Origin of the sequence: Novosphingobium sp. 17-62-19, assembly GCF_002256775.1 — a bacterium.
Taxonomy (GTDB): domain Bacteria; phylum Pseudomonadota; class Alphaproteobacteria; order Sphingomonadales; family Sphingomonadaceae; genus Novosphingobium.
On the sequence record NZ_NCII01000020.1, the window covers coordinates 12,030 to 32,023 of the forward strand.

Genomic DNA, 19,994 nt, shown 5'->3' on the forward strand with positions numbered 1-19,994 from the left:
GAAGGGCCGTCCTGCGGATGCAGAACGGCCCTTCGCTCAGTTCTGCCCCCCGGATCAGAAGCTGTAGTTCAGGCTCAACACCGCCGAACGCGTTGGCGCAGGCTGCGCCCAACTGTTGTTGACGTTGTTCCGAACGGTCGTGACATACTTCTCGTTGGTGAAGTTCTGCACGTTGACCTGCGCCATCAGACGATCCGTGATCGGATACGATGCCATCAGACGGTGGATCGTGTAGCTGGGGACGTAATACGGAACATAGGTTCCATCCGTCACCTGTGCAGCAGAAGGCGAATTCAACAGGAACTTGCCCTGATATGTGATGCCATAACCCAATTCCAGACCAAAGCCGAAGCGATAGGTGGTGAACAGGCTGCCCGAATGTTCAGGCGTATTTGTTAGTTGCGTGCCACCCGTTGGATCAAGCGCGCCCGCTGCCAGTGCAAGGTCCGAAACGCCCTGCAGGATCTTGGCATCAAGGTACATGTAGTTGGCCGAAATCGTCCAGTTCTCGGTGATATTGCCCGATGCGCCGAACGAAATGCCCTGCACGCGCTGCTTGCCGTCCAGCCGCTGTTCGGGGATCGTGGGATCGCCCGACGGCACGCGGATGCTGTCACGGTCGTTGCGGAACCACGCAAGGTTTACCAGCAACTTCTTGTCGAACAGGTCAGCCTTAGCGCCCACTTCATAGTTCTTCGTCGTCTCAGGGGCGAGATTGCAGGATGCTGCGGCGCACGAGCCATCGACCGCCGTCTGCGACGGATTCTTCGACGTGCCCGTGGCAATATAGACGCTGGTGTCCAGCGTCGGTTTGAAAATCGCGCCGATGCGGTAGGAGAACAGATTGTTGTTGTTCTCGAACGGCCCAGTCGTGCCGCTGACCTGCCCCAGCGTGGCTCCAGTCGTGGCATAGGAAACCGTCCGGTTTGATCCGCGCACGTTTTCATACCGCACGCCGCCGTTCAGCTCGAACATCTCGCCGAACTTCATCGTATCAAAGGCATAGCCCGAAATCGCCCGGCGCTTGCCCCGATTGACGCTGCCCAGAATGAAGTTGACCGGCCCCGTGTAGACATTGCTGCCATAGGTAAAGCCAGCAGGCCCCTGCACCACTTCACCGGGGTTTGAAATGCTGACTAGCGGGAACGCGGGTGTCGTGCCATCGGCATTGCGCGGGAGGTTACCCTGCGTCTGGTCAAAATCTTCCCACAGCGCCGAACCACCGATCACCAGCGAATGCTCGATCCCTGCGGTCGAAAATGTCGCCGTGAGATCAAGCTGATCGTAGAACGTGCTGTTGTTGATAAAGCGCTGATTGCCGCGCCCTCCGGTGGGCATGTAAAATCCTGCCGGAACCGTCGCAAGACAGGCCGCCTCTACCGGGGGCACGGCAACAGTACCCGGCTGCCGACCGGTTGAAGCAAGACAGAACGAGCCTGTGGGCTGGCTGGTGACGGTATCCTGCGCGATGTGTTCATAGCGCGTAAGGTTGCGAACGCTAACGCCTTCGCCCAGTTCGTGGCTGAAGATCGCCTGCACTGCGTTGGTCTTCGAATTCTGCTTGTCGAGGTTGGCAAAGCCATAATAGCCCGCGCGATCGAAGTCAGAAAGGAACCCGCCAAGGTTCGCATAATAGCGAAGCCCGTACTGCGGCATCCCCTTATCATCGATATGTTCGTACTGCAGGGTCAGGTTGGTCGGGCTATCGACGCCGATCGTGACCGAAGGCGCAACACCCCATCGCTTATAGAATTCCACATCACGGCCGGGCACGTCATTCTCGTGATAGACGGCGTTCAGACGCACCGCGATCAGATCAGACACGCGCTTGTTGATGTCCACCGTGCCGCGATAGTAGTTGTCGGTGCCAACCCCTGCATTGATTACAGTCTGGTCGTTGGCCAGTGGCTTCTTCGTCACCAGGTTGATGTTACCCGCAACCGAACCGCCGCCATTGAACACCGAGTTCGCTCCATTGGCGACTTCGATCTGTTCGATGTTGTAGGTTTCGTTGCGGTTCTGGAAAGCACCGCTGCGCACGCCATCGATGGTCACATCGTTCTTCGCGTCCTGCCCGCGCAGGATGATGCGGTCGCCATAGCCGAAGCCCCCCTCACCCGCGCCAAATGTGATGCCCGGCACCGTCTGCAACACATCGCGCAGCGTGAGCAGGTTCTGCTGCTGGATCGACTTTGATGAAATGACGGTGATGGTCTGGGGAGTATCGAGCAAAGGCGCAGTATACTTGGGCGATGCCGCGCGCTCCACCTTGACCTGCGGCTCTTCGATCACGGTGTCTGTCACCGTCATGCCACCAAGGCGCTGATTGCCTTCAGCCTCCTGCGCGTGGGCCGGGCCGGTGAACGCCATGGCGCCTACGCAGCTCAGCGCCAGAAACGATGGAATGGTCTTGGAATCGGACATGCATTACCCCTGCAATCGCAACAAAATGTTTCGCGGTGCCCCATTCGCTATTGCGAGTCACTCGCATTGTCAATGAGGGTTGTTTGCCTCCTCAAACTTCTCTGAACAGTTAAAACACTGGAATCGCCGAGGAACAGTCACAGAGTTTGCCGATTCCGATGTGTGTGGTGTTGCTACAACGTTGCGATTTCCGCTCTTGCATATCGTTCGCAATAGTCGGATAGGCAAACTGGATTGTGCGCAGACTCATGACTGCGGGAGATATTTCTTGGAAGTAGTTGAACACCGGAAGGCCGTTGGCGGCACGCAGGATGCGGCACACACCCGCAGCACAGACGGCAATGTCGCGCGTACAAATGTCGCCCAGATGAAGCAGAGCAGGCCGCGCAAATCATCACGGCAATTCTGGATGAAGCAACTGCACACATGGCACTGGGTCAGTGCTGCTGTCTCGCTGGTTGCGATGTTTCTGTTTTCCATCACCGGGTTCACGCTGAACCACGCCGCATCGATCGGAGCAGAACCGACGGTTGAAACCGCGCAGGCGCAATTGCCTGCTCCCGCGCTTGCCGTTCTTGCCAAAGGGCCGGCAGTTGCGGAATTGACAGATGCCCAGCCCCTGCCCGCGACCGTGGCTGCCGATGTTCAGCGCCTTGTCGGCGTCAACGCGCGGGGCGTTGCGGCCGAATGGTCAGACGCAGAAGTCTATGTTGCCGTACCCGGCCCCGGTCGCGATGCATGGGTCAGCATTGATCGTGCGACAGGCGCGATGGAAGCTGAACGCACCAATCGCGGATTTATCTCTTTCATCAACGATCTGCACAAGGGCCGCAATACCGGCACCGCATGGTTCTGGCTGATCGATGCGCTGGCGGTGGCCTGCGTGATCTTCACCATCACCGGCTTTCTGCTGCTGCAGCTTCACGCAAAGCATCGCCCCTCCACCTGGCCGCTCGTCGGGCTGGGTACGGCAGTGCCGCTCATCATCATTCTGCTGTTCATGCACAACTGACCTTTTTCGAAGAACGGAACCTCGACCGATGAAGAAAAGCCTAGTTCTTGCTGCCGGAATAATCGCCGCCCCGGTTTCCACTGCCGCGTCTGCCGGAACCATCACCATCACGATTCCGCGCATCAATGCCTCGGAATATCATGTGCCCTATGTGGCCGCATGGATCGAACCCGTCGGCGGCGGGCAGGCGCGAACGCTGGCAGTGTGGTACGATGTGGACAAAGTTGGCAATGAACCGGGCACCAAGTGGCTGGCGGACCTGCGCACGTGGTGGCGCAAGGGAGGCCGCAGCCTGAAGCTGCCCGCCAACGGCGTCAGCGGCGCAACCCGTGCGCCGGGCGCGCACCGGATCACCATCCCCACCAACGTCAAGGCCGGAGCCTATACACTCCACGTCGAAGCCGCACGTGAAGACGGCGGGCGCGAACTGGTTTCCGTACCGCTGACCATTCCTGCCGCCAATGGCCGCGCAAGCGGCAAGACCGAACTGGGTGCGATCACCATTTCCGCCCGCTGAATTCCAAGCTGAAAGGTTCCTCGTATGACCGCAAAGTATCTTCTGCTCGCAGCCGCCGCGTTTGGCATTGCAGCACCCGCCAGCGCACACAACGCTTGGCTTCTGCCCTCGATCACTGTGCTGTCTGACACTGTCCAGAGCGTGACCGTGGATGCCGGGACGTCTACAGCACCGTTTGAGCCCAACCACAACGCTATGGGCATTGACGGGATCAAGGTCTGGGCACCCGATGGCTCGATGGGCAAAGTCGAAAACGCATCGCGCGGGCGCTATCGCTCCACCTTCGATGTGAAGATCGACAAGCCGGGCACGTGGCGCATCGGCATGGAAAACAATGGAATTGGCGGCACGTTCAAAGTGAATGGTGAGCCATGGATGGTCGGCCGCCGCCGGGGGCCTGCGCCCGCTCCGGGTGGGGCCGCTCGTGCGATGGCAACGCCACCTGCCCCTTCTGCTGCGCCAGCAGCGGGTGCGCCCAATGGTCCACAGGGCGGACGCCCCCGCATCGACCCCAGCCACATCGTCGCCACCATTGACGAAATCCCCGCAGGCGCAACCGACCTCGTCCTGACCGAAACGACTGGCCGCAACGAATTCTTCGTCACGGCGGGCGAGCCCAGCGATACCCTGTTCAAGCCCACCGGCAAGGGTCTGGAATTCGTTCCCGTCACGCTGCCGACCGATCTTGTCTCCAACGAACCCGGCCAGTTCCGCTTCCTCGTCGATGGTAAACCCGCCGCTGATCTTGAAGTGGAAGTAGTCCCCGGTGGCCGCCGCTTCCGCGAGGCCGATCAGGCGCAGAAGCTGAAAACCGATGCCGAAGGCCTGCTCACCGTCAAATGGCCGGTTGCCGGGTTCTACTGGATCAACGCCAGCCATACCGATGACAAACCGTCCAACCCCAAGGCAGCCAAGCGCCGCATGAGCTATACCGCAACGCTGGAAGTGCTTGCCCCGTGATGGACACAGCCCCGGCGCCGCGCATTGCGGTGCCGGCCGAGATTGATGCTGCGGCGCTGCGGGGACTTGATCCCGCAGCGCCGGTTTGCACGCTCGTTGGCAAGACGATGGGCACGACATGGCAAGTGCAGGCCGCCTTGTCACACCGACTAAGGCTTGATTCAGATGACCTGAAGGCGAAAATTCAGGCGCGTCTGGACGCTGTCGTTGGTCAGATGAGCCACTGGGACTCCCGGTCAGAGCTTTGCCGGTTTAACTGCGCCGAGGCTGGCTCCGCCGTCGAACTTCCGCCCGATTTCGCCAAAGTCATGGCCTGCGCCATGAACGTTGCGCGCGAAAGTGACGGAGCATTCGATCCAGCGCAGGGGCGCCTGACCAACCTATGGGGCCTCGGTCCCAACCCCGCCCTCGCAGAACCTGAAGCCACCGCCATTGCAGAGGTGCTGCATGTGTCAGGCTGGCGCAAGCTGGCCTTCGATCCCGCCACCGCAGCGCTCCACCAGCCCGGCGGTCTCTGGCTCGATCTATCCGGCATCGCCAAAGGCTACGCCGTGGACGCCGTCGCAGATCTGCTCGGCACATACGGCATAGGCGATGCACTTGTGGAGATCGGCGGCGAATGCACCGGTCGCGGGATGCGGCCTGATGGAGACCCGTGGTGGGTCGATCTGGAAAACCCTCCCGGCCTTGCCCTGCCGCCACTGCGCGTGGCGCTGCACCAGCTTTCGATCGCCACCTCGGGCGACTATCTACGCGGCGCGCATACGCTCGATCCGCGCACTGGTTGGCCCGCCATCCACGGCACCACGGCGGTCAGCGTGCTGCATCGCCACTGCATGGAGGCCGATGCCTGGGCTACCGCGCTCAGCGTGGTCAAACTCCCCGATGCGCAGGCGCTGGCCATCCGTCATGATCTGGCCGCGCGCATTGTCTTGCGCTCTGGCGCAGAGTGGCTCAGCCCGGCACTGCGAGCCATGCTGTGACAGCCCCGCTCAAGCAAATCCCCGCGCAAATCGCCGCGCTGGCTGATTACGAGGCATTTGCGAAGGATCGCCTAGACCCCGGCGCATGGGCCTATATCAATGGCGGCACGGGCGATGGATGGACCCTGCGCGAGAACGTCGCCGCCTTCGCCCGCCTGCCCGTGCGCACCCGCGTGCTGCGTTCAATGCAAGGTGCCTCAACCGCGCTCAACCTGTTCGGCTGCACGATGGATGCCCCCATCCTGATCGCGCCGATGGCCTTCCACGGCCTGTGCCATCCCGATGGCGAAGCCGCCACTGCGCTGGCTGCCGGAGCCACCGGGACAACCCTCATCGTCAGCACGCAGGCAGGCCAACCCATCGAACAGATCGCGCAAGGCACGCCCGGCCCGCTGTGGTTCCAGCTCTATATCCAGCCCGACCGCGCCTTCACCGAACGCCTCGTCGCCCGCGCCGAGGCTGCGGGCTATCGCGCGCTGGTGCTCACCGTCGATGCCCCGGTAAACGGCGTGCGCAATGCCGAGGCGCGCGCGGGCTTTACCCTGCCCCCGCATATCCGCGCCGTGAACCTTGAAGGCATGAACCACCCTGCCCCCGGCCCGGAGGGCGCATTGCTGTTCGGCACGCCGCTGCTGGAAAGCGTGCCGGTGTGGGAGGACATTGCATGGCTGCGCACCCTCACCAAACTGCCGATCCTGCTCAAAGGCATCGTCGACCCCGAAGACGCCCGCCGCGCGCTCAATTGCGGGGTCGATGGCCTGATCGTGTCGAACCACGGCGGACGCACGCTTGATGGCGTGCCTGCCGCGATAGACCTGCTCCCCGCCATTTCCGAAGCCGTCGGCGGACAAGTGCCGCTGCTGATGGACGGTGGCGTGCGGCGCGGCACCGATGTGCTGCGCGCGCTGGCCTTGGGTGCAAAAGCCGTGCTGGTCGGCCGCCCGATTCTCCACGCCCTCGCCACCGCCGGCGCGCTCGGCGTTGCTCATGCACTGCGCGTGTTGCGCGCTGAATTTGAGCTGGCGATGGCACTCACCGGATGCCGGACGCTGGCTGAAATCGACAGTGATTGTCTTTATCAATTCGTGCGTGACAATCCCGGCGACCGCCGCTAACCGCCGCGCGGCATGACGTCGCTTCGCGCCTTTCTCTGCAACAACCGCAATCTGGCCTTGCTGGTGGTCCTGATTGCGCTATGCATGAAGATCGTGGTGCCCACCGGTTTCATGATCAGCCCTACCGCCAAAGTGTTCACCGTGCAGATCTGCGACGATCAGATCGGCAACCACGCGGTCCGGCAGATTGCGATTCCGATGAAGTCCGGCCTGATCGATGCCGGAGCCAAGCAGGCAGGCAAAAGCGCCAGCGGGGAATGCCCCTTCGCTGGACATTCGATGACCGCGCTTGGCGGCATCGATCCGGTGCTGCTGGTGCTGGCGCTGGCCTTCATCCTAGCGCTGGGCTTTGCGCCCGCCACCACCCCGCGCGCAGCCCGCATTGCCTTCCTGCGCCCGCCCTTGCGCGGCCCACCGGCGCTGGCCTGACAGGCTGAACGGTGACGCGGGCCGCATCTGGCCCGCCGTCAAGGCTCGCGCTGCACCACTGCGCGCACCCTCCGCACAGCCTCTTTGCATCGAACCCTTGTTCCGATCCGCAATCAGGATTGCCCAGAATGTCGAACTCCACTTTCCGCCCGGCCCTCATGGCCGGTGCCGCCACGCTTTGCCTCGTTTCCGCCGCCTCCCACGCCCAAGGCATTGGCCAGCAGCAGGACGTCATCATCGTCACCGCCTCGCGCACCGGCACGCTCACCGCCCCCACTACCGGCGAAGCCCGCGCCGCGCTCGAACGCATCCCCGGTGCCATCGGCTTTGTCGAAGACAGCAGCTTTGCCGACGATTTCACCCAAAGCATCGGCGATGCCCTCGCGCTCACGCCCGGCGTCTTTGCCGATATCAGCGCCCAGCGCGAAAGCCGCATTTCGGTGCGTGGATCGGGCCTCAATTCCGGGTTCGAACGGCGTGGCCTCACCGTGCTGCGCGATGGCGTGCCGATCAGCCGGGCCAGCGGCAGCACCGAATTTCAGGAAGTCGATCCGCTGACGATCCGCTATCTTGAAGTTTACAAGGGCGCAAATGGCCTGCGCTTTGGTGCGGCCTCGCTCGGCGGCGCGGTCAATGTCGTCAGCCCCACCGGACGCACAGCCAACGCTCCGTTCACTGCCCGCATCGAAGGCGGCAGTTTTGAAACCCTGCGCGGCAACCTCTCGGTCTCAGGCGCGGGCGATGTGGTGGACTACTTCGTTGGCGTGACCGGCCTGACCAGCGACGGCTACCGCGAACACAGCTCTGTCAAAAGCGTCTACGCCCACGGCAACCTTGGCATCAAACTATCGCCAGACATCGAAACCCGCTTCTACTTCACTGGCCTGAGCGACAATTTCGAACTCGCCGGATCGCTGCGCCTTGCCGATGCACTGGCCAATCCGCGCGCGGCAGGACGCCGCGTCACCGTTGGCCCCTTCTTCCCCGGCGGCCCGGTGACAACGCTTGACCCCGGCCCGGTCGCAGATGACTGGGACCGAAATCTTGACGTTTTGCGCCTCTCGAACGTCACCGCCTTCACCCTCGGCCAGTCCAAGCTGGAACTGGGTGGCTGGTACGCCCGCCGTGTGCTCGATCACGCGATCACCCGCTTTGCCGGGATCATCGCCCAGACCGAGGACGAAGTCGGCGGCTCGCTGCGCCTGTCTGGCACTGTGCCGATGGGCACAGGCGATGCGCGCTGGACCGTAGGCGGCTGGCACGCCTTTTCCACCAACAACGCCAGCACTTTTGCCAACGTGGCGGGCGAACGCGGAGCCTTGCGCACGCGTTCGGATCAGGATTCCAGCACTACCACCGGCTTTGCCGAACTGGATGTTCCGCTCACCGGATGGCTCAATGCTGTGGGCAGCGGGCAATATTCGCGCGTGGTCCGCGATGTCGAAGGGCAAGTCGCCACGGTCAGCGGGCGCGGCGAATATGATCAGTTCAACCCGCGCTTCGGCCTTGTCGCCAGCATCGGGCAGAACGCACAGGTCTTCGGCAATGTCAGCCGCAGCTTTGAACCGCCAACACTGTCAGACCTGACCTCGGGCGGCGCAACGCCGTTCGCCCCGCTCGATCCGCAGCGCGCCACCACGTTCGAAATCGGCACACGCGGCCAGCAAGGCGCGCTGTCGTGGGACGTGGCGTTCTATCGCGCTGAAATCGAAAACGAATTCATCGACAACGCGATCAACAACGGCGCAACCACCGTCACCGTCAATGCCAACCGCACGGTCCATCAAGGCATTGAGGCCGGGCTGGACCTGTTCGTGGCCAAGGACACGCTGCAGGCGCGCGGCGAGCAATTGCGGCTGAGCCTTGCCTACACCCTCAACGACTTTCGCTTCGACAACGATGCGCTGTTCGGTGACAACGCGCTGGCCGGCGTACCCCGCCACGTGCTGAACGCCGAGGCCCGGTTTGACCGCAAGGACAAGTTCTATGTCTCGGCCAATCTGCGCTGGGTGCCGCAAGGCTCGTGGGCAGACTATGCTAACACTGAACGGCCCGATGGCTACGAATGGGTCGGGCTGACCGCCGGGGTCTATCTTATGGATGGGCTGAAGCTCTTCGCCTCGGTCGAGAACCTGTTCGACGTTGTCCACATTTCCAACGTCTCCACCGTCACTAACCAATCGCGTGAGCGTGCGGCGATCTACACTCCGGGTCAGGGCCGCGCCATCTATGGCGGCCTGAGCTTCGGCTTTTAACGGGAGCGGGCAGCATGAGCACCAAGGCAAAAATGGGCCGCTGGTCCTTTTCCAAGCACCAGTGGCTGGCCATGATCGGCGGCATCTCGCTGCTGATCTGGGGCATTTCCGGCCTCACCCACGTGTGGCTCGCGCTTTACGGGCCGCAACAGGCGGTGTTCATGCCGCCCACCCAACCGGTTGATCTGGCGGGTTCGAAACCGGTGGCGCAAACCCTTGCCGCCGCCGGGATCACCCGCCCCATCGCCGTGCGCACCGTGCCTTCGGCGCAAGGTACGCTCTATCAGGCAACCGTCGATCCGCTGGCCGAGCGCCGCTATTTCAATCCCGCAACCGGGGCCGAAGTGGCAGGGCAGGACCGGCAGCAAGCCGAATATCTCGCCCGACATTACCTCGCTGAAATGCGCCCGGTCAGCGGCATCGAATTGCAAACCGCGTTCGATGGCGATTACCCGTGGGTCAACCGCCTGCTGCCGGTGTGGAAAGTTCGCTTTGCCGGGGATGACAGCGTGATCGCCTATGTCCACACCGAAACCAGCAGTCTGGCCGCCGTCAGCACCAACACAAAGGCCGTGCAGCAGCGCGTCTTCCGCTGGCTGCACACGTGGGACTGGTTTCCGCAGCAGGCCGAATGGCTCCGCGTGGCCATCGTCGGTCTGATGGTCGCCAGTCTTGCCGCGCTGGCGGTGACCGGCATCATGATGCTCGTGGCTATCCGACGCAAAAAGCGCCTGCCCGGTGCACGCGGATGGCACCGCATTTCGGGCTATGTCCTCGCGCTGCCGCTGCTGATGTTCTCGCTCAGCGGGATCTACCACCTCGTGCAGTTCTCGCTTGAACCGCCCGTCAGCCAGTTGCGCATGGGCCGCCCGCTCGATCTTTCCGCCGGACGCTATCCGGTGGAGCAGGACTGGGCCGTGCTGGCCGGTGGCCAGTCCGTCCGCGCGCTCTCGCTGATTGAAGGTCCACAAGGCCAGCCACTCTATCGCCTCGATCTCGCCGCTGCACCGATGGCAGGCGGCGGAGAACACGATCACCACGCCCACCACGCGCCCAAAACCCCCGACGCCATCCGAAAGGCCCGCTTTGATGGACTCCAGCCCGGCGGCGCATCGGTCTATGTCGACGTAACCACAGGAAAGGCCCTGCCACTGGCCGACCGCGAACTGGCACTGGTCATCGCCAAGCGCTTTGCCGGGAGCGATGCTCCGGTGACCGGCACCAGCCTTATCACCCGCTTCGGCACCGCCTACGATTTCCGCAACAAGCGCCTGCCGGTGTGGAAAGTGGACTTTGGCGCGCCAGTCAACGCCAGCCTGTTCGTCGACACCGCCACCGGCGTGCTGGCTGATCGTGTGGAGAATTGGCAGAAGCCCGAACGTGTGGTGTTCAGCTTCATCCACAAATGGAACTTCCTGTACCCGGTGGGCAAGCTGGCGCTCAACGGCATCGTCGGCGGGGCTGCCTTGGCGCTCGTCGTGCTGATGGCCGGGATCGGCCTGTGGCTCGACATCAAACGGCAGCGCAAACTGCGAAAGGGCGCTTGATGTCACGGGCGGCGCTATGCCGCCGCCCGTTCACACCTGATGTTGGCTGCAAAGCTCGCACAGCGCGTGGATAATTCCGCGCACGATCGGATCTTTCAGGCTGTAATAGCGGGTCTGCGCCTCGCCCCGGATCGTGACAACCTCTTCCTCGCGCAGCAGCGCAAGGTGTTGCGATACGGCAGATTGTGAAAGGCCCGTCAGTTCGACCAGTTCCGTCACCGAAACCTCGCCCTCGTCCATCCGGCACATCATCAACAGCCGTTCAGGATGGCTCATAAGACGCATACGCCCCGACATGCGGTTCGCGTTGGTCTTCAGTTCGGTCAGGTCTGTCGGCTTCATGGCCGATGCTCCGTAAGAGGACGATCATCATCCCGCAAGACTACGTAGATGGCAGGAATGACCAGAACCGTCAAAAGGGTGGATGATGCCAGCCCGAACAGCAGAGAGATCGCCAGCCCCTGAAAGATCGGATCGGTCAGGATCACCGATGCCCCGATCATCGCTGCCGCTGCTGTCAACACAATCGGCTTGAAGCGGATCATGCCCGCCTCCAGCAAGGTATCGCGCAAGGACTTGTCCGGGCTGCGGGTGTGGTTGATGAAATCGACCAGCAGGATCGAATTGCGCACGATAATGCCCGCCAGCGCGATGAACCCGATCATCGATGTGGCGGTGAATGGCGCGCCGAACAGCATGTGGCCCAGCACGATCCCGATCAGCGTCAGCGGCACCGGCGTCAGGATCACCAGCGGTAGGGTAAAGCTGCGGAACTGGCCGACCACCAGCACATAGATGCCCAGCAGCGCCACCATGAACGCCGCCCCCATATCGCGGAACGTCACCCAGGTGATTTCCCATTCGCCATCCCACAGCAGCGACGGGGCGCTCTCGTCCTCAGGCTGCCCGTTCAGGATCATGGTCGGCTTGGTCAGCCCCTGCGCCTTCCAGTCGAACGCCTCGATGGCCTCATCCACTGCCAGCATCCCATAGATCGGCGCTTCATAGCGTCCGGCCAGTTCCGCCGTCACCATCGTCGCTCCGCGCCCGTCGCGGCGATAGATCGCGTGGCTGCCCGGCTCCATCTTGGCGGTCACAAGCTCGCCTAGCTGGATCAGTTGCCCCGCAGGCGTCACCGCCACCGGCGTTGCCGCCATCGCGGCAGACCACGTGCGCTGCGACTGGTCGAGCGCCAGCTCAATCGGCAGCGGATCGCGGTCGGCCTCGCGCGGGGCATAGCCCACCACTTGCGCACCCATCAGCGCGCCGATGCTATCGAACAGCTGCCGTTCGGACAGGCCATACTGGTCCAGCTTGGCCCGGTCCGGGATCAGCTTCAACGTGGGCCGTGCCTGCCCGAAGCTGTTGTCCACATCGACGATATAGGGCACCGACTTGAAGATCTTCTCCACTTGCGCAGCAGTCTTGCGCCGCGTCGCCTCGTCTGGGCCATAGATTTCTGCCAGCAGCGTGGCCATGACCGGCGGCCCCGGCGGCGTTTCCACAACCTTGAGTGAAGCCCCCGCAGGCAGCGGCACCGCCTTCAGCTTCTCACGCAGCACGACGGCAATCTCGTGGCTGGACCGCGAACGGTCTTCCTTGGGCAGCAGCGTGATCATCAGATCGCCCATTTCGGGCTGATTGCGCAGGAAATAGTGCCGCACCAGACCGTTGAAGTTGAACGGAGCCGAAGTGCCCGCATAGGCCTCCATCGACACCACTTCGGGCACGCCACGCGCCACGCTTGCGGCCTGCTCCAGCACGCGCGCGGTCGCCTCAAGGCTCGTGCCTTCGGGCAGATCGGCCACAAGCTGCACTTCGCTCTTGTTGTCGAACGGCAGCAGCTTCACCGTCACCGCCTTGAAGTAAAACATTGAACACGCCACCAGCGTCGCCAAGCCCACGCCGATCAGAAAGCGTTTGGCCCCCTGCTTGGTGGCGATCACCTTCACCGCCCAGTGCCGATAGAGCGCGCCCAGCTTCCCGCCATGTTCGTCATGGCCATGCGTCAAGGCCTTCTTGGCAAAGCGGATCATCAGCCAAGGCGCAATGATCACCGCCACGAAGAACGAGAAGATCATCGCCGCCGAAGCGTTGATCGGAATCGGCGCCATGTATGGCCCCATCAGTCCCGATACGAACAGCATCGGCAGTAGCGCCGCCACCACCGTCAGCGTCGCCACGATGGTCGGATTGCCCACCTCGGCCACGGCCTCAACTGCGGCATCTATCCGCGAGCGCCCATCATTCATGCCCCAATGCCGCGCGATATTCTCGATCATGACGATCGCATCGTCGACCAGAATGCCGATGGAAAAGATCAGCGCGAACAGGCTGACGCGGTTGATGGTAAAGCCCATCACATTGGAGGCAAACATCGTCAGCATGATCGTGGTGGGGATCACGATGGCGGTCACCCCCGCCTCGCGCCAGCCTATGGCAAAGCCGATCAGCACCACGATGGAGACCGTCGCCAACGCCAGATGGAAGATCAGTTCGTTGGCCTTGTCGTTCGCACTCTCGCCGTAATTGCGCGTGACGGAAACTTCCACGCCCGCAGGAATCAGCTTGCCCTCAAGCCCCTCCACGCGGCGAACCACGCTTTCCGAAACAGTCACCGCGTTCGCGCCCGCCCGCTTGGCCACAGCCAGGCTTACGGCCGGAGCCATATCCCAAGCGCCGTTCTCACCCTTGGCCCAGCGCCATGATCGCGCCTGATCCTGCGTCGCTGCCTGCTCCACCCGCGCCATGTCCGAAAGCAGCACCGGCGCGCCACCGACCGACCGCACCGTCAGCGCCGAAAGCTCCTGCGCATCGCGCAAGGTCTGCCCCGCCACCACCAGCGCCGCCTGCCCGCCTTCGCGCACAGTGCCCGCCGGAAAGGCGCGGTTGGCCTGAGACACAGCCTCGATCACATTGCCCAACGGCACGCGATAGAGCGCCAGCTTGGCCGGATCGGGCACCACGCGCAGCGCCATGCGCTGCCCGCCGGTGATGAAGGTCAGCCCCACGTCATCGACCTTGGCAATCTCGGTCCGCAGCTTGCCCGCCAATTCGGCCAAGGCCTGATCGTCCCATTGGCCAGCAGCCCCCGGCTTGGGCGTCAAAGTCAGCACCACGATCGGCACGTCATTGATCCCGCGCACCGTCACTTGGGGGCTGGGGATGCCCACCGGAATCCGGTGCTTGTTCGCCTCGATCTTGTCCCCGATGCGGATCGCGGCATCTTCCGGGTTCGATCCGACCAGAAAGCGTGCGGTCACCAGAACGCCGTTATCCTGCGCCTGCGCATAGACATGCTCGACCCCGTCCACGCTTTTCACGATGGTTTCCAGCGGCTTGGCCACCAGTTCCACCGCTTGCGGCGCGGACAGCCCCGGTGCCTGGACCATGATGTCCACCATCGGCACCTTGATCTGCGGCTCCTCCTCGCGCGGGATCGTGATCGTGGCAATCAGCCCCACGATCATCGCCGCCAGCAGGAACAGCGGCGTGAGCGGCGACTGGATCGTCGCCCGCGTCAGCTTGCCCGAAATGCCCAGATTCATTTGCCAGTTGCCCCGATAAGCGTGTCACCGGCATTCGCGCCCGAAAGCACTTCCACCTTGCCCGCCTCGCCCGAAGGCGCAGTCTGCACCGGCACATCGGCCGCGCTGCCATCCTTGGCCAGCACGGTCACATAATCGATGCCATACCGGGTGGTGACATAGCTGGCCGGAACCAGCAGCGCCTTGCGCATACCCGTTTCCACTTTTGCCGCCACGCGCCGCCCGATCAGCGAATTGTCGATGCCCGGCATGTCCACATCCGCCGTCACCTTCCCGGCCATGACCGAAGGGTAGACTTTCACCACGCGCCCCTCGCTCAAACCCGGAGCCGTCACGCGCGAACCGGCGTGAACTTTCCCCGCCAGCGATTCCGGCAATTCAAGCCGCACAATCGTCGGCCCCGCCGTAATCACCGCAATCGGCATACCCGGCGCAACCGGCGATCCCGCCGGAACGTCCGCCCGCAGCACGCGCCCGCTGGCAGGAGCCACGATCACGCCCTGCCCCGCCACGGCCCCCACCGCCGCCTGCTGCGCCTGCGCCGCACGCACTTGAGCGTATGCCGCCGCCGCACCTGCCTGCGCCTGCTCCAGCCGCGCCTTGGCATAGACGCCATTGTCATGCAGGAACTTCACGCGCTGCAATTCCGCCGCCGCCTGCGCGGCCTGCGCCTGCGCCGCCGCTGCCTGCGCACCATAAGCGCCCGACTGATAGCCCAACTGGCTGTCCACGATCCGTCCGATGGCCTGCCCCTTGGCCACCATGTCGCCCTCTTTCACGGACAGCGACGTGAGGATACCGGGGATGCGCGCCATGACTTGCGCCTGATCGACCGTGGCGATCTCCGCGCTGACATCCTGCCACTCCACCGTGTCGGCAGCGCCCAGAACAATGCGCGGGCCAGCCGGAGCCTTGGCGACCACAGCCGCCTCCTCGCTGCTGCCACACCCGGCCAACTGCAAGCTCAGCGCCAGTGCGCTAGCTGCCATGAAGATCGCCCGCATCGCCCTGTTTCCTATCCCGTCAGATCAACGCTCAACCGGCAAACCGGCCGATGCCCACGCGCCGAAACCACCGGCAAGGTGCGTGTCGACCGAGGCCTGCGCCGTCGCGCACTTGTCCAGCGCCATGCCCGAACGCTTGCCGCCAAGGCAGTTCAGCACCAGCGTCTTGCCGCCCGCGTCGGGCAGCTTCGATGCCTGAAAGCTCGACAGCGGCATGTTGACCGCGCCCGGAATGTGGCCCTCTTCAAACTCGTTCACTTCGCGCACGTCCACGACCAGCGCTTCGCCCGCCGCGATCATGTCCTGAAGCTGCTGCGCGCTCACTTCCTTGTGGGCAGGGGCGCTCTTTCCAAATCCGAAAACCATCTGCTCGGCCTTTCTCTGGCATTGCTCCTCAACGCTTTGTTTCGGAGCCTCTAACATTATGACTTGCTCATAATCGAAAACCCTTATATAAGTCAAGCCAGATACAGGCCAATGCACGAATTTCCGAAAGGCGCTGCGGCCCGGTCAGTCAAAGCGATTGCCGCACTGATGTCCGCCCTGTCTGGCGGCATTGCGCGGACAAACGGGAGAAAGTTCGATGTCGTTGCCGCAGATTATCGTCCTGGGTGCAGGCCTTGGCGGGACTATTGCCGCCTATGAGATTCGCGATGCCGTTAAGGGCAAGGCTCAGGTCATGGTGGTCAGCGATCAGGAGGACTACTGGTTCGTGCCCTCCAACCCGTGGGTTGCCGTGCGCTGGCGTGAACCTGAAGCGATCAAGGTTCATCTACCCCCGATCATGAAGAAAAAGGGCATCGGCTTCACGTCGGTCGGCGCAAAGCGCGTCCACCCCACCGAAAACCGCGTGGAACTGAACGATGGCACTTCAATGCCTTACGACTATCTGGTCATCGCCACCGGCCCCGAACTCGCGTTCGATGAAGTTAAAGGCCTCGGCCCCGATGGCTTCACTGTCTCGGTCTGCCGCACCGATCACGCTTCCCACGCCGCCGATGCTTTTGACAAGTTCTGCGAAGACCCCAAGCCCATCGTCATTGGCGCGGCGCAGGGTGCCTCATGTTATGGCCCTGCCTACGAATTCGCGCTGATCCTCGATACCGAACTGCGCCGCCGCAAGATCCGCGATCGCGTGCCGATGACCTACGTCAGCCCCGAACCCTATGTCGGCCACCTCGGCCTCGATGGCGTGGGCGATACCAAAGGCCTGCTCGAAAGCGAACTGCGCAACCGGCACATCAAATGGATCACCAATACCCGCATCACCAGCGTGGAAGAGGGCATGATGCACGTCGAGGAAGTGGCCGATGACGGCGCGGTCAAGGAAAAGCATGATCTGCCCTTCGGCTATTCGATGATCCTGCCCGCGTTTCGCGGCGTCGATGCAGTCCATGGCATCGAAGGCCTCACCAACCCGCGCGGTTTCATCCTGGCAGACAAGCACCAGCGCAACCCCACCTTCAAGAACGTCTATTCACTGGGCGTCTGCGTGGCGATCCCGCCCATCGGCCCCACGCCGGTTCCGGTCGGCGTGCCCAAGACCGGGTTCATGATCGAATCGATGGTCACCGCCATCGCTCACAACCTAGCGCTCGAACTCGCAGGGAAAGAGCCGATTGAGGAAGCCACGTGGAACGCGGTGTGCCTTGCAGATTTCGGCGATGGCGGCGTGGCCTTCGTCGCCCAGCCGCAGATCCCGCCGCGCAATCTCAACTGGTCGTCCAGCGGCAAATGGGTCCACGTCGCCAAGATCGGGTTCGAGAAGTACTTCCTGCACAAGGTCCGTCGCGGCACCAGCGAGCCATTCTACGAAAAGCTCGCCATGCACGCCCTCGGCATCCGCAAACTGCGCTTCAAGTAAGGAGACACCATTAGTGACTCTCGATTCCGCTGTATTTCGCTTCGCCGGGCTGGTCGTGCTGGCCAGCCTTGCGCTGGCCCACTGGGTCCACCCCGGCTTCCTCTGGCTCACCGCCTTTGCAGGGCTGAACATGTTTCAGGCCAGTTTCACCGGGTTCTGCCTGGCGGCGATGATCTTCAAGAAGCTTGGCGTCCGCCCCGGCAGTTCCTTCAAGTAAATCGAGCCTGAAATGCGCCTGTTCACGTCCTTCATCGCCCTCCTGTCATGCGCGGCTGCCACCCCCTCGGTCGCCGCGCAGGACCTTGCCGCCGCTATCACCGATGCTCTGGCCAATACCCCCGTCTTGGCTGAGGCAGATGCTGGTGAAGCGGCGGCGAGCGCCCGGCTGGAAGGTGCAAAGGCGCAGGGAAACCCGCTTCTGCGCGTCGAAGGCTCGTATAGCGTGGGCCGCATCGACAACGGCGGCTACTTCGGCCTGACGGCAGACAACGTCACCCCCACCGCGCTGATGGCCACGGCAGAGATGCCGCTCTACGCCGGGGGCCGGGTATCCGCTGCCGTGGCGCAGGCCAAAGGCGGGGCAGACATGGCGCGCTTCGGCGCCGAACAGGCCCGGTTGCAGACCGTGGTCAATGCGGTCAGCGCCTATGCCGAAGTGCTCACCGCACGAAAGCTGGAGACCCGCTTTGCCACGCTCGTCACCGCGCTGACCGAAACCGAACGGCAGGCCGGTTTGCGCTATAAGGTTGGCGAAATCGCCAGTTCCGATCTGGCGCAGGCCCGCGCCCGCAAGGCCGAGGCACAGGCCGGTTTCGCCCAGGCACAAGGCCGCCGCATCTCCGCAGAAGCAAGCTACGAACGCCTCACCGGCAAGCCCGCCGGAGACCTCGCGCCCCTGCCCATCCTCCCCGCCGTCCCGCCCTCGCTGGACGAGGCAACCGATCTTGCCCGCAACGCCAACCCGGCGCTGCGTCAGGCGCAATCGGGCGTCGATGTGGCAAAGGCCGGTGCCCGCGCCGCGCGCGCCGAAGGGCTGCCCTCCGTCGGCGCCTTTGCCGAAGCCGCGCACGTGCGTGACCAGTTCTTCCCCGGCTACCGCGCCGACTCCGTGTCGGTCGGCGTGCGCGGCCGCTGGACGCTGTTCGCCGGTGGCCGTGTGTCCGCACAGACCCGCGCCGCCGATGCCGATGTTGACGCCAGCGAAGCCCGCCTGCGGCAGGCCCGCCTCATTCTCGACGGCATGGTGATCGAGGCATGGCAGGGCCTCGCCACCGCGCGCCAGATGCTCGAAGCCTCGCGCTTGCGCAACGAGTCCTCCGCCGAAGCCTTGCGCGGCAAGCGGCTCGAAGCCAAAGTCGGGGCCATGCCCACCCTCGCCGTTCTCGATGCAGAGCGTGAGGCAATCGAGGCCGAAGCAGCATTGCTACAGGCCGAAGCCATGCAGACTGTCGCCGCATGGCGGCTCAACGCGCTGACAGGGAACATCGACTGATGACCGACACCGCACTCCAGCAAGCCATTGCGCAGGTTAAAGAATCAGCCGCGCCAGTGGTCCGCACCTTCTTTGATGAACCAACCTTCACCGCAACCCACGTGGTCCACGATCCGGCCACGAAGCGTGCCGCAATCATTGATTCCGTGGCGGATTTCGATCAACCTTCCGGCCGCATCACGCACACATCGGCGGACGCCGTGATAGCCTATGTCCGCGACGAAGGCTTGAGCGTCGATTGGCTGCTCGAAACTCACGCCCACGCTGATCATCTGTCAGACGCGCCCTATTTGCAGGAGCATCTGGGCGGCAGGATCGTGATCGGGCGCGATATCCTCACCGTGCAGGGCGTGTTCGGAACGATATTCAACGAGCCGGACAGTTTTGCCCGCGATGGTTCGCAGTTCGATCAGCTGATGGGCGACGGTGAAGCTTTTGCGCTGGGCAATATTCCCGCCGTGGCGCTGCATGTGCCGGGCCATACGCCTGCCTGCATGGCCTATGTCATTGGCGATGCGGCCTTTGTCGGCGATACGCTGTTCATGCCGGACTATGGCACCGCCCGCGCCGATTTCCCCGGCGGCGATGCGCGCACGCTGTTCCGCTCGATCCGCCGCCTGATGCAAGGGAAACCACCATTGGCGCCGAACGCACCGGCAACGTGCATGTTCACAGCGATGTGAGCGAGGACGACTTCGTGGCGATGCGCGAGGCACGTGACGCCACGTTGGGTATGCCGCGCCTCATCCTCCCCTCGATCCAGATCAACATCCGCGCCGGGCATTTACCCGAACCGGAGGACAACGGCAGCCGCTATCTGAAGCTTCCGATCAATATTCTCTGA

The 19,994-nt window shown here is 63.2% G+C and carries 16 protein-coding genes and 1 pseudogene; 12 read left to right on the forward strand and 5 right to left on the reverse strand.

Translation table 11 applies throughout. The features are described 5' to 3' along the window. Nucleotides 1-54: 54 nt before the first annotated feature. Nucleotides 55-2,424, reverse strand: a complete 2,370-nt coding sequence (locus B7X90_RS05510; protein WP_292622455.1) for a TonB-dependent siderophore receptor — start codon at nucleotides 2,422-2,424, stop codon at nucleotides 55-57. Nucleotides 2,425-2,791: 367 nt separating this feature from the next. Between B7X90_RS05510 and B7X90_RS05515 the strand changes: the two genes are divergently transcribed. The 8 genes from B7X90_RS05515 (at nucleotide 2,792) to B7X90_RS05550 (ending at nucleotide 11,242) form a co-directional block, all read left to right on the forward strand. Continuing rightward, complete coding sequence (locus tag B7X90_RS05515) at nucleotides 2,792-3,436, forward strand: PepSY-associated TM helix domain-containing protein (RefSeq protein WP_292622532.1); 645 nt, start codon at nucleotides 2,792-2,794, stop codon at nucleotides 3,434-3,436. 28 nt (nucleotides 3,437-3,464) lie between these two features. Next, nucleotides 3,465-3,953, forward strand: coding sequence for a DUF2271 domain-containing protein (locus tag B7X90_RS05520; protein WP_292622458.1), 489 nt, complete (start codon nucleotides 3,465-3,467; stop codon nucleotides 3,951-3,953). Between the two features lie 24 nt (nucleotides 3,954-3,977). Then, the gene (locus B7X90_RS05525; RefSeq protein ID WP_292622459.1) at nucleotides 3,978-4,913 is read left to right on the forward strand and encodes a DUF4198 domain-containing protein; all 936 of its coding nucleotides are present in this window, start codon (nucleotides 3,978-3,980) and stop codon (nucleotides 4,911-4,913) included. Continuing rightward, on the forward strand, nucleotides 4,913-5,896 hold the full coding sequence (locus B7X90_RS05530; RefSeq protein ID WP_292622461.1) for an FAD:protein FMN transferase: 984 nt from the start codon (nucleotides 4,913-4,915) through the stop codon (nucleotides 5,894-5,896). Before B7X90_RS05525 ends, B7X90_RS05530 begins: the two co-directional genes overlap by 1 nt. Further along, a complete protein-coding gene (locus B7X90_RS05535) occupies nucleotides 5,893-7,011 on the forward strand; it encodes an alpha-hydroxy acid oxidase (RefSeq protein ID WP_292622464.1) in 1,119 nt (372 codons plus the stop codon). The genes B7X90_RS05530 and B7X90_RS05535 overlap by 4 nt, the downstream gene beginning before the upstream one ends. Before the next feature lie 12 nt (nucleotides 7,012-7,023). After that, nucleotides 7,024-7,440: a hypothetical protein gene (locus B7X90_RS05540; protein WP_292622466.1), complete on the forward strand. Its 417-nt coding sequence runs from the start codon at nucleotides 7,024-7,026 to the stop codon at nucleotides 7,438-7,440. Nucleotides 7,441-7,568: 128 nt separating this feature from the next. Continuing rightward, nucleotides 7,569-9,695 (forward strand): TonB-dependent receptor, encoded by a 2,127-nt coding sequence (locus B7X90_RS05545; protein ID WP_292622468.1) that lies wholly within the window; start codon nucleotides 7,569-7,571, stop codon nucleotides 9,693-9,695. Between the two features lie 14 nt (nucleotides 9,696-9,709). After that, a complete protein-coding gene (locus B7X90_RS05550) occupies nucleotides 9,710-11,242 on the forward strand; it encodes a PepSY domain-containing protein (RefSeq protein WP_292622470.1) in 1,533 nt (510 codons plus the stop codon). 30 nt (nucleotides 11,243-11,272) lie between these two features. On the opposite strand, the gene B7X90_RS05555 is transcribed toward B7X90_RS05550, so the two are convergent. From B7X90_RS05555 to B7X90_RS05570, 4 genes are read right to left on the reverse strand one after another with little or no spacing between them, the layout of a single operon-like run. Continuing rightward, on the reverse strand, nucleotides 11,273-11,584 hold the full coding sequence (locus B7X90_RS05555; RefSeq protein WP_292622472.1) for a metalloregulator ArsR/SmtB family transcription factor: 312 nt from the start codon (nucleotides 11,582-11,584) through the stop codon (nucleotides 11,273-11,275). After that, nucleotides 11,581-14,790 carry an efflux RND transporter permease subunit gene (locus B7X90_RS05560; RefSeq protein WP_292622474.1) on the reverse strand — a complete coding sequence of 1,070 codons (3,210 nt, stop codon included), beginning with the start codon at nucleotides 14,788-14,790 and terminating at the stop codon, nucleotides 11,581-11,583. The genes B7X90_RS05555 and B7X90_RS05560 overlap by 4 nt, the downstream gene beginning before the upstream one ends. Further along, complete coding sequence (locus B7X90_RS05565; protein ID WP_292622476.1) at nucleotides 14,787-15,779, reverse strand: efflux RND transporter periplasmic adaptor subunit; 993 nt, start codon at nucleotides 15,777-15,779, stop codon at nucleotides 14,787-14,789. Before B7X90_RS05565 ends, B7X90_RS05560 begins: the two co-directional genes overlap by 4 nt. Nucleotides 15,780-15,818: 39 nt before the next feature. Then, nucleotides 15,819-16,160 (reverse strand): rhodanese-like domain-containing protein, encoded by a 342-nt coding sequence (locus B7X90_RS05570; protein WP_292622477.1) that lies wholly within the window; start codon nucleotides 16,158-16,160, stop codon nucleotides 15,819-15,821. Nucleotides 16,161-16,377: 217 nt separating this feature from the next. Between B7X90_RS05570 and B7X90_RS05575 the strand changes: the two genes are divergently transcribed. From B7X90_RS05575 to B7X90_RS05590, 4 genes and pseudogenes are all read left to right on the forward strand, one after another. Then, nucleotides 16,378-17,658 (forward strand): FAD/NAD(P)-binding oxidoreductase, encoded by a 1,281-nt coding sequence (locus B7X90_RS05575; RefSeq protein WP_292622478.1) that lies wholly within the window; start codon nucleotides 16,378-16,380, stop codon nucleotides 17,656-17,658. Between the two features lie 13 nt (nucleotides 17,659-17,671). Next, a complete protein-coding gene (locus B7X90_RS05580; RefSeq protein ID WP_292622480.1) occupies nucleotides 17,672-17,875 on the forward strand; it encodes a DUF2892 domain-containing protein in 204 nt (67 codons plus the stop codon). Nucleotides 17,876-17,887: 12 nt separating this feature from the next. Next, nucleotides 17,888-19,150 (forward strand): TolC family protein, encoded by a 1,263-nt coding sequence (locus tag B7X90_RS05585; RefSeq protein ID WP_292622481.1) that lies wholly within the window; start codon nucleotides 17,888-17,890, stop codon nucleotides 19,148-19,150. Further along, nucleotides 19,150-19,994: pseudogene (locus B7X90_RS05590) on the forward strand (MBL fold metallo-hydrolase). Before B7X90_RS05585 ends, B7X90_RS05590 begins: the two are co-directional and overlap by 1 nt.

What these genes read in the sequence shown, in the direction of transcription:
- B7X90_RS05510 (WP_292622455.1), bottom strand. Translation starts at nt 2,424, where the DNA reads ATGTCCGATTCCAAGACCATTCCATCGTTTCTGGCGCTGAGCTGCGTA.
- B7X90_RS05515 (WP_292622532.1), top strand. Translation starts at nt 2,792, where the DNA reads ATGAAGCAGAGCAGGCCGCGCAAATCATCACGGCAATTCTGGATGAAG.
- B7X90_RS05520 (WP_292622458.1), top strand. Translation starts at nt 3,465, where the DNA reads ATGAAGAAAAGCCTAGTTCTTGCTGCCGGAATAATCGCCGCCCCGGTT.
- B7X90_RS05525 (WP_292622459.1), top strand. Translation starts at nt 3,978, where the DNA reads ATGACCGCAAAGTATCTTCTGCTCGCAGCCGCCGCGTTTGGCATTGCA.
- B7X90_RS05530 (WP_292622461.1), top strand. Translation starts at nt 4,913, where the DNA reads ATGGACACAGCCCCGGCGCCGCGCATTGCGGTGCCGGCCGAGATTGAT.
- B7X90_RS05540 (WP_292622466.1), top strand. Translation starts at nt 7,024, where the DNA reads ATGACGTCGCTTCGCGCCTTTCTCTGCAACAACCGCAATCTGGCCTTG.
- B7X90_RS05545 (WP_292622468.1), top strand. Translation starts at nt 7,569, where the DNA reads ATGTCGAACTCCACTTTCCGCCCGGCCCTCATGGCCGGTGCCGCCACG.
- B7X90_RS05550 (WP_292622470.1), top strand. Translation starts at nt 9,710, where the DNA reads ATGAGCACCAAGGCAAAAATGGGCCGCTGGTCCTTTTCCAAGCACCAG.
- B7X90_RS05555 (WP_292622472.1), bottom strand. Translation starts at nt 11,584, where the DNA reads ATGAAGCCGACAGACCTGACCGAACTGAAGACCAACGCGAACCGCATG.
- B7X90_RS05560 (WP_292622474.1), bottom strand. Translation starts at nt 14,790, where the DNA reads ATGAATCTGGGCATTTCGGGCAAGCTGACGCGGGCGACGATCCAGTCG.
- B7X90_RS05565 (WP_292622476.1), bottom strand. Translation starts at nt 15,779, where the DNA reads ATGGCAGCTAGCGCACTGGCGCTGAGCTTGCAGTTGGCCGGGTGTGGC.
- B7X90_RS05570 (WP_292622477.1), bottom strand. Translation starts at nt 16,160, where the DNA reads ATGGTTTTCGGATTTGGAAAGAGCGCCCCTGCCCACAAGGAAGTGAGC.
- B7X90_RS05575 (WP_292622478.1), top strand. Translation starts at nt 16,378, where the DNA reads ATGTCGTTGCCGCAGATTATCGTCCTGGGTGCAGGCCTTGGCGGGACT.
- B7X90_RS05585 (WP_292622481.1), top strand. Translation starts at nt 17,888, where the DNA reads ATGCGCCTGTTCACGTCCTTCATCGCCCTCCTGTCATGCGCGGCTGCC.